Raw genomic sequence first — 14450 nt, 5'->3', positions numbered from 1 at the left:
CTTAGGTTAGGCTAACCTAAGCCTCGAACACCCCACCCTCTCCCCCCTGCCCGGAGGAAAGTTGATGCGCTCGCATCTGCTGAATGAGACGACCGCGGACCTCTACCGGCGTTCCGTCACCGAGGGCGTCGCACGCGTCGCCGCCAAACTCGCGACCACGGAGCGGCCTCATACCGGTATATCCGTCGACGAACTCGCCCCGGTCATCAACGGGATCGACCTGGACAAGCCGCTCGGAGACGCGGCCTCCGTCCTGGACGAGCTGGAAGACGTCTACCTGCGCGACGCGGTCTACTTCCACCACCCGCGCTACCTCGGGCACCTCAACTGCCCGGTCGTCATCCCCGCCGTACTGGGCGAGGCCGTCCTCTCGGCCGTCAACTCCTCCCTCGACACGTGGGACCAGTCCATCGGCGGCACGCTCATCGAGCGCCGCCTCATCGACTGGACCGCCGAGCGCATCGGCCTCGGCCCCGGCGCGGACGGCATCTTCACCTCCGGTGGCAGCCAGTCCAACTTCCACGCGCTGCTCCTCGCCCGCGACGAGGCCTGCCGCATCGTCATGCAGAAGGAGCTGGCCGGGGGCCGCGAGCTCACCAAGGCCGAACTCCTGCCGAAGCTGCGCATCTTCACCTCCGAGGCCAGCCACTTCAGCGTGAAGAAGTCGGCCGCCATGCTCGGACTCGGCTACGAGGCCGTCATCGCCGTCCCGGTCGACCGCAACCGCAGGATGGACACCTCGGTGCTCGCCCTGGAGCTGGAGGAGTGCGCCGCCGAGGGCCTCTTCCCGATGGCCGTCGTCGCCACCGCCGGCACCACCGACTTCGGGTCCATCGACCCGCTCCCCGAGATCGCCCGCCTCGCCTCCGAGCACTCCGCCTGGATGCACGTGGACGCCGCCTACGGCTGCGGCCTGCTGGTCTCCCCCACCCGCCGGCACCTCCTCGACGGCATCGAGCACGCCGACTCGGTCACGGTCGACTACCACAAGTCGTTCTTCCAGCCGGTCAGCTCCAGCGCGATGCTGGTCCGCGACCGCGACACCCTCAAGCACGCCACGTACCACGCGGACTACCTCAACCCTCGCCGCATGGCCGAGGAGCGCATCCCCAACCAGGTCGACAAGTCCATCCAGACCACGCGCCGGTTCGACGCGCTCAAGCTCTGGATGACCCTGCGCGTGATGGGCGCCGACGGCGTCGGCTCGCTCTTCGACGAGGTCATCGACCTGGCCGCCGCCGGCTGGGACCTCATCGACGCCCACCCGCGCTTCGAGGTCGTCGTCAAGCCCCAGATCTCCACCCTCGTCTTCCGCTACGTCCCCGAGGGCGAGGTCCGCAAGGACCTGGTCGACGAGGCCAACCTGCACGCCCGCAAGGCCCTGTTCGCCTCGGGCGAGGCCGTCGTCGCCGGCACCAAGGTGGACGGGGACCAGTACCTGAAGTTCACGCTCCTCAACCCGCAGACCACCACGGCCGACATCGCGGCCGTACTCGACCTCCTCGCGTCCCACGCCGAGCAGTACCTGGGAGAATCCCTTGCCCACGCCTCGTGACTTCATCGGAATCGGCCTCGGTCCCTTCAACCTGGGACTCGCCTGCCTGACCGCCCCGATCGACGAACTCGACGGCCTCTTCATCGAGTCGAAGCCGCACTTCGAGTGGCACGCGGGAATGTTCCTGGACGGCGCGCACCTGCAGACCCCGTTCATGTCGGACCTGGTCACCCTCGCCGACCCGACCTCGCCCTTCTCCTTCCTGAACTACCTGAAGGACAAGGACCGGCTGTACTCCTTCTACATCCGGGAGAACTTCTACCCGCTGCGGGCCGAGTACAACGACTACTGCCGCTGGGCCGCCGACCGGCTCGACAACGTCCTGTACTCCACCTCCGTCACCGAGGTCACCTACGACGAGCAGGCCGGGCTGTACGAGGTCCGCACCGACAAGGGCGAGACCCACCTGGCCCGCCGCCTGGTCCTGGGCACGGGCACCCCGCCCTTCGTCCCGGAGGCCTGCGCCGGGCTCGGCGGCGACTTCCTGCACAACTCCGCGTACATGCGACACAAGGCGGAGCTGCAGAAGAAGAAGTCGATCACCCTGGTCGGCTCCGGCCAGAGCGCGGCCGAGATCTACTACGACCTCCTCACCGAGATCGACACGTACGGCTACCAGCTCAACTGGGTGACGCGCTCACCGCGGTTCTTCCCGCTGGAGTACACCAAGCTCACGCTGGAGATGACCTCCCCCGAGTACGTGGACTACTTCCACGCCCTCCCCGAGGAGACCCGCTACCGGCTGGAGACCCAGCAGAAGAACCTCTTCAAGGGCATCGACGGCGAGCTGATCAACGCCATCTTCGACCTGCTCTACCAGAAGAAGATCACCATGCCGGGCGCGGTGCCGACGACCCTGCTGACCAACACCTCGCTGAACAGCTCGGCGTACGACACCACCACGGGCACCTACACCCTGGGGCTGCGCCAGGAGGAGCAGGAGCGGGACTTCTCCCTCACCACGGAGGGCCTGGTCCTGGCCACCGGCTACAAGTACAGCTTCCCCGACTTCCTCGCCCCCGTGCGCGACCGGCTGAACTTCGACGGGCACGGCCGCCTCGACGCCGCCCGCAACTACAGCATCGACACCACGGGCCGCGGCGTGTACCTGCAGAACGGCACGACCCACAACCACTCCCTCACCTCGCCCGACCTGGGCATGGCCGCCTACCGCAACGCGTACATCGTGGGTGAGCTGCTCGGCCGCGAGTACTACAAGGTCGAGAAGTCCATCGCGTTCCAGCAGTTCGCAGCCCCGGAAGGCACGCACGTATGAGCACCACCACCGACGAGATCCTCTACGCCCGCAACGACGCGGCCCTCGGGACCTTCGCCATCCGCCCCCTGGACCCCTTCGCCGACGCGGAGCTGCTGCACGGCTGGGTCACCCACCCCAAGGCATCGTTCTGGATGATGCAGGACGCCTCGCTGCCCGACGTCGAGCGCGAGTACATGAGGATCACGGCCCACGAGCACCACCAGGCCTTCATCGGCCTCCACGAGGGCCGCCCGGCGTTCCTGATGGAGACGTACGACCCGAGCGAGCTGGAACTGGTCGGCCTGTACGACGCCCAGCCCGGCGACGTCGGCATGCACTTCCTCGTCGCGCCCAGCGACCAGCCGTTGCACGGGTTCACCCGCGCAGTCATCACCACCGTCATGGCGGCCGTCTTCGCCGACCCGGCGACCGAGCGCGTCGTGGTGGAGCCGGACGTCGGCAACACGGCGGTGCACGCCCTAAACGAGGCCGTCGGCTTCGTGCCCGAACGCCCGATCCGGAAGCCGGAGAAGGAAGCCCTGCTCAGCTTCTGCACCCGCGCCCAGTTCGAGGCGGCCACCGGCATCACGAAGGAGTCCTCGATATGAGCCTCGCCGACGCCGTCTCCCACCTCTCCCCGGAGCTGTGGGCCCGGGCGAACCGCGCACTGGTCCGCAAGGCCCTCGCGGAGTTCTCCCACGAACGCCTGCTGACGCCGAAGCCGCTGGGCTCCGGCCTCTACTCGGTCCTGAGCGACGACTCCTCGGTCGAGTACCGGTTCAAGGCCGACCTGTACGCCCTGGACCACTGGGCCGTGGACGAGGCCTCGATCACCCGTCACCAGGGCGGCGAGGAACTCGCCCTGGACGCCCTCGACTTCCACATCGAGCTGCGCGAGACCCTGGGCCTGAGCCCGGAGGTCCTGCCGGTCTACCTGGAGGAGATCTCCTCCACCCTGGCCGGCACGGGCTACAAGTACACGAAGCCCCAGATCTCCGCCGACGTCCTCGCCAAGTCCTCCTTCCAGGACATCGAGACGGGCATGACCGAGGGCCATCCCTGCTTCGTCGCGAACAACGGCCGCCTCGGCTTCGGCGTGCACGAGTTCCTCTCGTACGCCCCGGAGACGGCGAGCCCCGTCCACCTGGTGTGGGTGGCCGCCCGCAAGGACGTCTCCACCTTCACGGCGGGCGCGGGCCTGGACCACGACTCCTTCGTCCGCGCCGAGCTCGGCGAGGAGACGATCGCCGGCTTCGAGGCGCAGATGGCCGCGCTGGGCCTGGACCTCGCGGACTACCACCTGCTGCCGGTCCACCCGTGGCAGTGGTGGAACAAGACCACGGTCACCTTCGCGGCCGAGATCGCGAACCGCCGCCTCGTCCTGCTGGGCGAGGGCTCGGACGCGTACCTCGCGCAGCAGTCGATCCGTACGTTCTTCAACCGGAGCGCGCCGGAGAAGCACTACGTCAAGACGGCCATCTCGGTCCTCAACATGGGCTTCATGCGCGGTCTCTCCGCGGCCTACATGGAGGCCACCCCGGCCATCAACGACTGGCTGCACCAGCTGATCGAGGGCGACGACGTCCTGCAGTCGGTGGACTTCTCGATCATCCGCGAGCGCGCGGCGATCGGCTACCACCACCGCCAGTACGAGCGCGCCACCGACCGCTACTCGCCTTACCGCAAGATGCTGGCCGCACTGTGGCGCGAGTCCCCGGTGGGCTCCCTCAAGGGCGACGAGCGCCTCGCCACGATGGCCTCGCTCCTGCACGTCGACGCCGAGGGCAAGTCCTTCGTCGGCGCCCTGATCACGGAGTCGGGCCTGACCCCTGCGCAGTGGCTGCGCCACTACCTCCGGGCCTACCTGGTCCCGCTCCTGCACTGCTTCTACCAGTACGACCTCGCGTACATGCCGCACGGCGAGAACACGATCCTCGTCATCGAGGGCGGCGTCGTGAAGCGTGCGATCTTCAAGGACATCGCCGAGGAGATCGTGGTCATGGACCCGGACGCGGTCCTGCCGCCCGCGGTCGAGCGGATCCGGGCGGACATCCCCGAGGACATGAAGCTGCTGTCCGTCTTCACGGACGTGTTCGACTGCTTCTTCCGCTTCCTGGGCCCGATCCTGGCGTCGGAGGGCATCTGCGAGGAGGACACCTTCTGGCAGGCGGTCGCCGACTGCGGCCACGCGTACCAGGAGTCGATGCCGCAGCTCGCGGAGCGCTTCGAGCGGTACGACCTCTTCGCGGAGGAGTTCCAGCTGTCCTGCCTGAACCGCCTCCAGCTGCGCAACAACAAGCAGATGGTCGACCTCGCCGACCCGTCCGCCGCGCTCCAGCTGATCGGCACCCTCAAGAACCCCGTCGCGGCCTTCGCCCGGCGGTGACACACGAGGCGGGGGTGGTGTCGATACGGTCCCTCGACACCGCCCCCGCCCCGGCAGCGTGACGGCGTGACCGCGAAGCCATCATGGCCCTCTTCGCGATCACGCCGTCGCGTTGTCCCCCCGTCCGCCGGCAGCAGCCGGCACCTGGGAGCCCTTGTGCCGTTCCGTATCCGCCGTGGCCGAGTGGCCGCGCTGCTGTTCTCGGCCGCGGTCGTCGCCGGAGGGCTGACCGGCTGCTCGGTGCTGTCCCCCTTCACCACCTGCGACGGGACCGAAGCCCGGCTGAAGGAGCTGGAGTCGCTCCCGCTGCTCGCCTCTCCTCCGCCCGGCGCGACGACCCCCCGGCACGCCGAGGCGGCCTACTCCGAGTGCACGGACGACAGCGGTGACGCGTGGCTTTACGCCGAGCGCCTCTACGCACATCCCGGAACCCGCGCGGAGGTGCTCGGCCACTACCGCACGGCCGCGGAGGCCGATGGCTGGCGGTTCGTGCCCCGGCCACCCGGCCTCGGGGAGGAGTGGGGATCGTGTTTCACGAGGGGCGAGGACGGACAGGTGAAGGAGCTCACCGTCCGGTTCGTGACCGCACGGGAGGTCGAGAACGACCAGGGGCACGACGCCGGCGTGGAGTTCGGCTCCGGCGCCGGCTTCCGGATCCAGGCCGGGTCGCAAGCCGACGGGGCCGCGACCCGCTGCTGGCGCTGAGCGGCACGTCGCCGTTCTCCCCTCACTGCCAGGGAACCTCCGGCGCCCGGAAGAAGCCGATGCCCTGCGCCTCCAATCGGGGAGCCTGGGCCGCCAGGCGACGGCTGTACGAGGCCCAGTCGAGTGAGGACGGCGGCGACCAGCCCAGCTCCGCCAGGCCCAGGACCCGCGGGAACGCCATCAGCTCCCACTCGGCCCGCGTCGCGACGTTCTCCGTCCACAGCGGGGCCTCCACGCCGAGGACGGCTGATTCCGAAACCCCGGCCAGGTAGGTGCCCGGGTCCCACGCGTACGCCCGCCGCACCGGGACGTACCCGGCCCACGCCAGCCCCGGCTTGGTCGCCGCCTCGTACTTCATGTCCAGGTACAGCCGGTCCGCCGGCGACAGGATCACCGGGTGCCCCGCCTTCGCCGCCGCCGCCACGGCTGCCTTGTCTGCGGCCGTGGTCTTGTCGTGGCCCCAGTACTGGAGCACCGCCCCCGGCGCCGGACGCGCCTGCGCCAGCTGGTGCCAGGCCACCACCGTCTTGCCCCGGCGCCCCACCACCGCCTGCGCGCGGTCCATGAAGGCCGCGTAGTCCGCCGCGGGCGTCGCGTGCGCCTCGTCGCCTCCGATGTGCAGGTAGCGGCCCGGCGTCAGCTCCGCCAGCTCGCCGAGCACGTCGTCGATGAACTCGTACGTCCGCTCCTTGCCGACGCACAGCGAGCTGAAGCCCACCTTGGTCCCGGTGTAGCGGGGCGGGGCCTTGCCGTCGCAGTTCAGCTCGGCGTAGGAGGCGAGCGCCGCGTTCATGTGGCCCGGCATGTCGATCTCCGGGACCACGTCCACGTACCGCTCCCCGGCGTACGCCACCAGCTCGCGGTAGTCGTCCTTCGTCCAGTGGCCGCCGGGCCCGCCGCCGACCTCGCTGCCGCCCCCGTACTGCGCCAGCCGCGGCCAGGAGTCGATCGCAAGGCGCCACCCCTGGTCGTCGGTCAGGTGCAGGTGCAGCGTGTTGACCTTGTACTGGGCGAGCTGGTCCACGTACCTCTTCACCTGCTCCACCGTGAAGAAGTGCCGTGCGATGTCGACCATGGCCCCCCGGTACGCGAAGCGCGGCGTGTCGGTGATCCTCCCGCCCGGTACCGTCCCCGGGCCGGTCGCGGGCACCAGCTGGCGCAGCGTCTGCCCCGCGTGGAACAGCCCGGCCGGCGTCCGCGCGGTGAGGGTGACCCCGCCGGGGCCGGATTCCAGCCGGTACCCCTCGTCCCCGACCCCGTCGGCCTCCTCGTCGATCCTGAGCCGGATCCCGTCCCCCTGCGCCCCGGCGACCACCGGCAGCGGCAGTCCGCTCGGGCCGCGCAGCTGCTCCGCAAGGAGCTCGCCCACCCGGCGGACCTCCTCGCGCGGCGCCGGACCCGTGCGGACGACGGTGTCCGGGCCGAAGGAGTACCCGGGCCCCGCGGCGCGCACGAAGGCGGGCGCCGGCAGGAGCCGCTCGAAGGGGGCGAGGGCCGGGGGCGGATCGTCGCCGGCCCTCGCATCGTCTCCGTGGGCGGTGGTGCAGGCGATGAGAAGGGCCGGGGCCGCGCCGAGGACGAGGAGGGCGCCGAGCGTGCGTCGCAGGACTCTCATGCGCACAGGTATAGGCCAAGCGTGCCGTCCCGTCCCGAGTGCGCATCCCGGAGGGGCGGAAATCATCCGAAGGAGATCACACGGAGCGCCCTAACTGGTCCAGGCCAGATGGATCCTGCCCGGAATCGGGCAGGATCTTTGCGTTCGGCGCCGTTAGCCGCGAGTATCTACGGGTGCTCGATCGCCGCCCGTCGCATGACGACCTCGTCGACCACCTGGTGCGCAGCACCGCGCTGCAGCGCGGCGAGGCCGCCCGGGTGGTACTCGACGTGCTCGCCTACTTCGACGAGACGACCGAGGAGTTCGTCCGCCGCCGCCACCGTGAACTGCAGTCCGGCGGAGCGGTCAACGCGGACATCTTCGAGCGGATCGCGGCCGAGCTGCCGCACCGCGCCGTGGCGCCTCCGGAGCTGTCGCTCCGGCAGCTGCGCCGCATCGTCTACGGCTGAGCCTGCCGCCGCACCCGCGGCCGCGAGCGAGTACAGGAACCGAACTTCAGGAGGGGCAACACCGTATGTGCGGAATCGTCGGTTACATCGGCAAGCGTGACGTGGCACCGCTGCTGCTGGAAGGCCTGCAGCGACTGGAATACCGCGGATACGACTCCGCGGGCATCGTGGTCAACACCCCGAAGGCCACCGCCCTGAAGGTCGTCAAGGCCAAGGGCCGGGTCCGCGAGCTCGAGTCCCGCGTCCCCAAGCGCTTCGCCGGCACCACCGGCATCGCCCACACCCGCTGGGCCACGCACGGCGCCCCGAGCGACATCAACTCCCACCCGCACCTGGACCCGGAGAACAAGGTCGCCGTCGTCCACAACGGCATCGTCGACAACGCCTCCGAGCTGCGCGCCAAGCTCGAGGCCGACGGTGTGGTGTTCGTCTCGGAGACCGACACCGAGGTCATCGTCCACCTGATCGCCCGCTCCCAGGCCGACTCCCTGGAGGAGAAGGTCCGTGAGGCGCTCAAGGTCATCGACGGCACCTACGGCATCGCCGTCATGCACGCCGACTTCGCCGACCGCATCGTCGTCGCCCGCAACGGCTCCCCCGTGGTGCTCGGCATCGGCGAGAAGGAGATGTTCGTCGCCTCGGACGTCGCCGCGCTGGTCGCCCACACCCGCCAGGTCGTCACCCTCGGCGACGGCGAGATGGCCACCCTCAAGGCCGACGACTTCCGCACCTACACGACCTCTGGCACGACGACCACCGCCACCCCGGAGACCGTGGAGTGGGAGGCCGCCTCGTACGACATGGGCGGTCACGACACCTACATGCACAAGGAGATCTCCGAGCAGCCCGACGCGGTCGACCGCGTCCTGCGCGGCCGAATCGACGACCGCTTCAACACCGTGCACCTGGGCGGCCTGAACCTGGACCCGCGCGAGGCGCGCGGTATCCGCCGGGTCAAGATCCTGGGCTGCGGCACCTCGTACCACGCGGGCCTGATCGGCGCCGGTCTCATCGAGGGCATGGCCCGGATCCCCGCGGACGCCGAGCCGGCCTCCGAGTTCCGCTACCGCAACCCGGTCGTGGACCCCGACACCCTCTACATCGCGGTCTCCCAGTCCGGTGAGACCTACGACGTGCTCGCGGCCGTGCAGGAGCTCAAGCGCAAGGGCGCCCGCGTCCTCGGCGTGGTCAACGTGGTCGGCTCCGCGATCGCGCGCGAGGCCGACGGCGGTGTGTACGTGCACGCCGGTCCCGAGGTCTGCGTCGTCTCCACGAAGTGCTTCACCAACACGGTCGTGGCCTTCGCCCTGCTGGCCGTGCACCTGGGCCGCATCCGGGACCTCTCGGTCACCGACGGCAAGCGGATCATCGAGGGTCTGCGCAAGCTGCCCGCGCAGATCCAGGAGATCCTCGACGGCGAAGAGGACATCAAGAAGCTGGCGGCCGAGTTCGCCGAGGCCAAGTCGATGATGTTCATCGGCCGGGTGCGCGGCTACCCGGTGGCCCTGGAGGCCTCCCTCAAGCTGAAGGAGATCTCCTACATCCACGCCGAGGCCTACCCCGCCTCCGAGCTCAAGCACGGTCCGCTGGCGCTTATCGAGCCCTCGCTGCCGACGGTCGCGATCGTCCCGGACGACGACCTGCTGGAGAAGAACCGCGCGGCGCTGGAGGAGATCAAGGCACGCAGCGGCCGGATCCTGGCGGTCGCCCACCGCGAGCAGGAGAAGGCGGACCACACCATCGTGGTCCCGAAGAACGAGGACGAGCTGGACCCGATCCTGATGGGCATCCCGCTCCAGCTGCTGGCGTACCACACGGCCCTGGCCATGGGCCGGGACATCGACAAGCCGCGCAACCTGGCGAAGTCGGTCACGGTCGAGTAGCCGTCGGCCGTCTTCGGATCCTCGACGGACGGCGGAGAACCCCCGGGCGCGGTGCGCGCCCGGGGGTTCTCCGTGTCCTCTTCCGTCATGCCTCGGCGCTTGGTGCCCCGTGTCCCGCGGCCGGCGCTCCGGCGCGCTGGTACTCCGGTGCTCAGCTCGCGGCGACCGCGCCGCGCCTGGCCCTGCCGAAGGCCATGGGCCAGTGCGCCAGGGCCGCGGTGGCCCCGTACCAGGCCAACAGCCCGGAGACGGCGGCGGCCCAGCCGCCCGCCTTCGCGAGAAGGCCGCTGTCCATGAACGCGCCCACGGCCAGCAGGACGAGGGACAGCGTCAGCAGGGCGTAGACGCCCTGGCTGAACACACCGCCGGCGGCGGCGACCGTGAGGGTCAGCGCGAGCATCGCGAACAGGACAAGAAACGTTCCGGCGGCTTCGTCGGAGACCGAACCCCCCGCGCCCTTGGCCCACGTGAACCAGAAGACGCCGAGGCCCGCGAACGCGGTGCCGTTGAACCCGTTGCCGCCGCGGTACTCGAGGAGACCGAGGAGGAACAGGGCCGCGCCGCCGACGTACATCGCGAGCGACACGGACTGGGCAGCGGACACGCCGTCGATGACGCCGGTGTGGCCGATACCGAATGCGAGAAGGGTGAGACCCAGGGCGATGTTCCCCAGGGTCGAAGTCGAGGCCGTGCTTCCCGCAGAGACACCATTGTCCACGGCGGGCTCCCTTCGATCTGCAGTTGTTTGCTGCGTCCCAGCAGCATTTATCTACCCTTTACACGGGGGCACAACCGCACAATCGACTTAACAGGCGGTCACGGAATGACAACGACCGGTCGCTGTGCGCGCTTGGCCAGCCGGCCGGCCACCGAACCGAAGATCCGGCCCACGATCCCGTGGGTGGATCCGACCACGATGGCGTCGGCCGAATACTCCCGGCCGACCTCCTCCAGCTCATGGCAGATGTCACCACCGCGTTCGACCAGGATCCACGGCACTTCGGCCAAGTAGTCCGCGCAGGCCAGTTCCAGCCCCAGAACTTCGGTGCGGTGGTCCGGCACGTCCACGAACACGGGCGGCTCACAGCCGGCCCACACGGTGGTGGGGAGCCGGTTGGCGACATGCACGATGATCAGACCGGATCCGGACCGGCGGGCCATGCCGATCGCATACGCGAGCGCGCGCTCACTGGACGTGGATCCGTCGAATCCCACGACGACCCCGTGCCGGAAGGCCGGATCGCAGGGGAGGCGCGTCTGTTCCACCGCGCGCAGGTCGGCGGCCGAGGCGGGATCGGCGAGGCGTTTGCGCTTGCGGTCCGCGGGTTCGGAGGATTCGTGACCGGCCATGGGTGTCTCGGCGGAGGGTCCTTGGAGGAAGCAACAGGGGCGAAATCGGCAACGCAGTGTGACGGGGCTCTGTCCGGGAAGCATCTTCCCAAGCCCATACCCACCAGGGTACGGCGACACTCCTGTCCTGCACAGGGCTTGCCGCCCTTGGAGAGCGTCCCAGGGAGCATGCCGGAGAGGGCGCGCCTTGGCAATGGCCGCTGTCCCCTACAGCCAGTGACGGGACGGGGTGTTGCCACCCGTGCGCGCAGTGACCGAGCCGCTCCGTGCACCGTTGGACATGCGTCCGACCGTCCAGGAAGAGCCCGCAGGGAGCACGCCGTGCCCGGTCATCCGGTCCACCCCGTCCAGCCAGCTCAGCCGACGCAGTCCGGCCCCTACGCCGACCCGGCACACGTCGACGCGCCCGCCCGCTCACCTCTTCACGCACCCCTCCCCGCACATGTCCAGTTGTCCGTTCACTCGTCCGTGCACCCCGCCGGACGCCATCAGGACGACCCCGCGGGTGACGTCGTGCGCTGGGCCGCCTTCAGCTGCCTGCTCGTCCCCGTGGTCCTCGTCGTCTACGGAACCTCCTTCGGCGGGGCCGCCGCCGCGACGCTCGGCCTGCTCGCCGTCACGGCCGCATGCCGGGTCCTGCTGCGCCATGCGGAGAAGACGGGGCGGGCCGCCGCCCGGGTCCCGGCGGAAGAACGGCTTCCGTCCGCCCCCCGCGGCCGGCACTCGCGCGGCGGGGCCGGGAACCGCCGCGGCTGCCACGGCTCCGGACCCGCGTCCCCGCACGACTGACTCATTCGCACACCCACACACGCATGTTTTCAGCCAACTTCCCGGCAGAGTGGCCTGCTTGCCGGAATGTCCCCCCAACCCCCCTACCACCAGGGACGACAGACCGCGGGGGGCGTCCTGGCCCTACGGGTACTGGCCACGGCCGGGCGAATCGCTTCCCACCCGGGTAGCGGAGTGGAAGGCTTCCTGATCGAATGCTTTTCGCCAAGTTGAGAAGTCGACATAGCGCTGCGTGCTGAACTTGTCACGCCGACACCACGGGACGCAGTAGATTCGATCATGTATTTACGGCGGGGGATCCACGTGCAAGGCCGAGGGGAAACGTGCAGGTGCGACCAGACCAAGGAGTCGCGACACCCAAGGGGGGCTTAGCGCCATGAGCCAGGATTCCACCGCCGTCGTCGCAGACGCCGGCCGGAAGCTCGCGGGGCGTCGCCGCAGGGAGATCGTCGCGGTGCTGCTCTTCAGCGGCGGACCGATCTTCGAGAGTTCCATTCCACTTTCCGTGTTCGGCATTGACCGGCAGGACGCGGGAGTTCCACGCTACCGATTGCTCGTGTGCGCCGGTGAGGACGGTCCGCTGAGGACCACCGGCGGACTCGAACTGACCGCGCCATACGGGTTGGAGGCGATCGCCCGGGCAGGCACGGTCGTCGTTCCCGCCTGGCGTTCCATCACTTCACCGCCGCCTCCGGAGGCGCTCGACGCACTGCGTCTGGCGCACGAGGAGGGTGCCCGGATCGTCGGACTGTGCACGGGGGCCTTCGTGCTCGCCGCCGCCGGTCTGCTGGACGGCCGGCCCGCGACGACGCACTGGATGTACGCGCCGACGCTGGCCAAGCGTTACCCGTCCGTCCACGTCGACCCGCGGGAACTGTTCGTCGACGACGGCGACGTGCTCACGTCCGCGGGCACCGCGGCCGGAATCGACCTGTGCCTGCACATCGTGCGCACGGACCACGGCAGCGAGGCGGCCGGGGCCCTGGCCCGCAGGCTCGTCGTGCCACCGCGCCGCACGGGCGGCCAGGAGCGCTATCTCGACCGGTCGCTGCCGGAGGAGATCGGCGCCGACCCGCTGGCCGAGGTCGTCGCCTGGGCGCTGGAACACCTCCACGAGCAGTTCGACGTGGAGACCCTCGCCGCCCGCGCCTACATGAGCAGGCGCACCTTCGACCGGCGGTTCCGCTCGCTCACCGGCAGCGCGCCGCTCCAGTGGCTGATCACCCAGCGGGTGCTCCAGGCACAGCGGCTGCTGGAGACCTCCGACTACTCGGTCGACGAGGTCGCCGGACGCTGCGGGTTCCGCTCGCCGGTCGCCCTGCGGGGTCACTTCCGGCGGCAGCTGGGGTCCTCCCCGGCCGCCTACCGCTCCGCCTACCGGGCACGCCGGCCGCAGGCCGACGTGGCGCAGGTGGCCGAGATCTCCGGGGGTCCGGTTCCGCACCAGCGCACCCCGCAGCCCCACCGGGCGGCGGCGGCCCTGGCCGCGGCGGGCCCGACGGTGACGGAGCTGTACGCGCCGGGCCGGGTCCTGCGGGAACACGCGTAACCCCCGCCACGGGTACGGCTGGGGACGTCTCCCGGCCATAGCCGGGGGAGAAGGTCCTCCATCGGTCACCGCCGATGGGGGACCTTCCGCATATGCGTTCCGCTCCGCGGCGGACCGCATAAGGTGGGACACATGAACGATCGCATGGTGTGGATCGACTGCGAGATGACCGGGCTCTCGTTGACGGACGACGCACTTATCGAGGTGGCCGCACTGGTCACCGACTCGGAGCTCAACGTGCTCGGCGAAGGCGTGGACATCGTGATCCGCCCGCCGGACGCGGCCCTGGAGACCATGCCCGACGTGGTCCGCGAGATGCACACCGCCTCCGGACTGCTCGACGAGCTGGCCGGCGGGACCACCCTCGCGGATGCCGAGGCGCAGGTCCTGGCGTATGTACGGAAGCACGTGAAGGAACCCGGCAAGGCGCCGCTCTGCGGGAACTCGGTCGGCACCGACCGCGGCTTCCTGCTGCGCGACATGGCCGCGCTGGAGCGCTACCTGCACTACCGGATCGTGGACGTGTCCTCGGTCAAGGAGCTGGCGCGCCGCTGGTACCCGCGGGCGTACTTCAACAGCCCGCCGAAGAACGGCAACCACCGCGCGCTGGCTGACATCAAGGACTCCATCACCGAGCTGCGCTACTACCGGGAGGCGGTCTTCGTTCCGCAGCCGGGGCCCGACTCGGACACGGCCCGGACCATCGCCGCCAAGCACGCGGCGCCGCGCGCTTAGCGCGCCCCGGAGCGGGGCGCGGGGAAAGGGGGGAGCGAGCACCCTCCCGGACCCTGTACCCTTTTCTTCGGCCGGTCGGTTTTCCGACCGGACATGGTGGGTGTAGCTCAGTTGGTAGAGCACCTGGTTGTGGTCCAGGTGGCCGCGGGTTCAAGTCCCGTCACTCACCCTGCGAG

General features: G+C 69.9%; 13 protein-coding genes and 1 tRNA gene. 11 read left to right on the top strand and 3 right to left on the bottom strand.

Annotated features, from left to right (window positions below):
• Nucleotides 1–64 precede the first annotated feature (64 nt).
• The 5 genes from ACWGIF_RS11495 (at nucleotide 65) to ACWGIF_RS11475 (ending at nucleotide 5904) form a co-directional block, all read left to right on the top strand.
• Nucleotides 65–1555, top strand: a complete 1491-nt coding sequence (locus ACWGIF_RS11495; RefSeq protein WP_453494581.1) for a pyridoxal phosphate-dependent decarboxylase family protein — start codon at nucleotides 65–67, stop codon at nucleotides 1553–1555.
• Nucleotides 1539–2831, top strand: a complete 1293-nt coding sequence (locus ACWGIF_RS11490; RefSeq protein WP_453494578.1) for a lysine N(6)-hydroxylase/L-ornithine N(5)-oxygenase family protein — start codon at nucleotides 1539–1541, stop codon at nucleotides 2829–2831. Before ACWGIF_RS11495 ends, ACWGIF_RS11490 begins: the two co-directional genes overlap by 17 nt.
• Complete coding sequence (locus ACWGIF_RS11485; protein WP_453494575.1) at nucleotides 2828–3421, top strand: GNAT family N-acetyltransferase; 594 nt, start codon at nucleotides 2828–2830, stop codon at nucleotides 3419–3421. Before ACWGIF_RS11490 ends, ACWGIF_RS11485 begins: the two co-directional genes overlap by 4 nt.
• Entirely contained in the window at nucleotides 3418–5199 is a 1782-nt protein-coding gene (locus ACWGIF_RS11480) for an IucA/IucC family protein (protein ID WP_453494572.1), read from the top strand. The genes ACWGIF_RS11485 and ACWGIF_RS11480 overlap by 4 nt, the downstream gene beginning before the upstream one ends.
• Before the next feature lie 156 nt (nucleotides 5200–5355).
• Nucleotides 5356–5904: a hypothetical protein gene (locus tag ACWGIF_RS11475; RefSeq protein ID WP_453494570.1), complete on the top strand. Its 549-nt coding sequence runs from the start codon at nucleotides 5356–5358 to the stop codon at nucleotides 5902–5904.
• Between the two features lie 22 nt (nucleotides 5905–5926).
• Here the strand turns inward: ACWGIF_RS11475 and ACWGIF_RS11470 are convergent, their stop codons facing one another.
• Nucleotides 5927–7519 (bottom strand): beta-N-acetylhexosaminidase, encoded by a 1593-nt coding sequence (locus tag ACWGIF_RS11470; protein WP_453494567.1) that lies wholly within the window; start codon nucleotides 7517–7519, stop codon nucleotides 5927–5929.
• A 173-nt stretch (nucleotides 7520–7692) separates the two neighbouring features.
• On the opposite strand from ACWGIF_RS11470, the gene ACWGIF_RS11465 reads away from it, so the two are divergent.
• Complete coding sequence (locus ACWGIF_RS11465) at nucleotides 7693–7968, top strand: hypothetical protein (RefSeq protein WP_031150000.1); 276 nt, start codon at nucleotides 7693–7695, stop codon at nucleotides 7966–7968.
• Nucleotides 7969–8033: 65 nt separating this feature from the next.
• Nucleotides 8034–9851, top strand: a complete 1818-nt coding sequence (gene glmS / locus ACWGIF_RS11460; RefSeq protein ID WP_453494564.1) for a glutamine--fructose-6-phosphate transaminase (isomerizing) — start codon at nucleotides 8034–8036, stop codon at nucleotides 9849–9851.
• Between the two features lie 151 nt (nucleotides 9852–10002).
• On the opposite strand, the gene ACWGIF_RS11455 is transcribed toward glmS, so the two are convergent.
• Entirely contained in the window at nucleotides 10003–10569 is a 567-nt protein-coding gene (locus tag ACWGIF_RS11455; RefSeq protein WP_453494561.1) for an acetate uptake transporter, read from the bottom strand.
• Nucleotides 10570–10667: 98 nt separating this feature from the next.
• Complete coding sequence (locus ACWGIF_RS11450; protein ID WP_453494558.1) at nucleotides 10668–11201, bottom strand: universal stress protein; 534 nt, start codon at nucleotides 11199–11201, stop codon at nucleotides 10668–10670.
• A 321-nt stretch (nucleotides 11202–11522) separates the two neighbouring features.
• On the opposite strand from ACWGIF_RS11450, the gene ACWGIF_RS11445 reads away from it, so the two are divergent.
• The 4 genes from ACWGIF_RS11445 (at nucleotide 11523) to ACWGIF_RS11430 (ending at nucleotide 14443) form a co-directional block, all read left to right on the top strand.
• Nucleotides 11523–11990: a hypothetical protein gene (locus ACWGIF_RS11445; RefSeq protein WP_453494555.1), complete on the top strand. Its 468-nt coding sequence runs from the start codon at nucleotides 11523–11525 to the stop codon at nucleotides 11988–11990.
• A gap of 376 nt (nucleotides 11991–12366) precedes the next feature.
• Nucleotides 12367–13539, top strand: coding sequence for a helix-turn-helix domain-containing protein (locus tag ACWGIF_RS11440; RefSeq protein WP_453494552.1), 1173 nt, complete (start codon nucleotides 12367–12369; stop codon nucleotides 13537–13539).
• A gap of 132 nt (nucleotides 13540–13671) precedes the next feature.
• Nucleotides 13672–14274: an oligoribonuclease gene (gene orn, locus ACWGIF_RS11435; protein WP_453494549.1), complete on the top strand. Its 603-nt coding sequence runs from the start codon at nucleotides 13672–13674 to the stop codon at nucleotides 14272–14274.
• A 96-nt stretch (nucleotides 14275–14370) separates the two neighbouring features.
• Nucleotides 14371–14443 (top strand) — tRNA-His (locus ACWGIF_RS11430).
• Nucleotides 14444–14450 lie beyond the last annotated feature (7 nt).

Source organism: Streptomyces sp. NPDC054849, assembly GCF_053610945.1.
The sequence above is the reverse complement of the archived record's forward strand: the minus strand, read 5'-3'. Positions and strand labels throughout refer to the sequence as shown.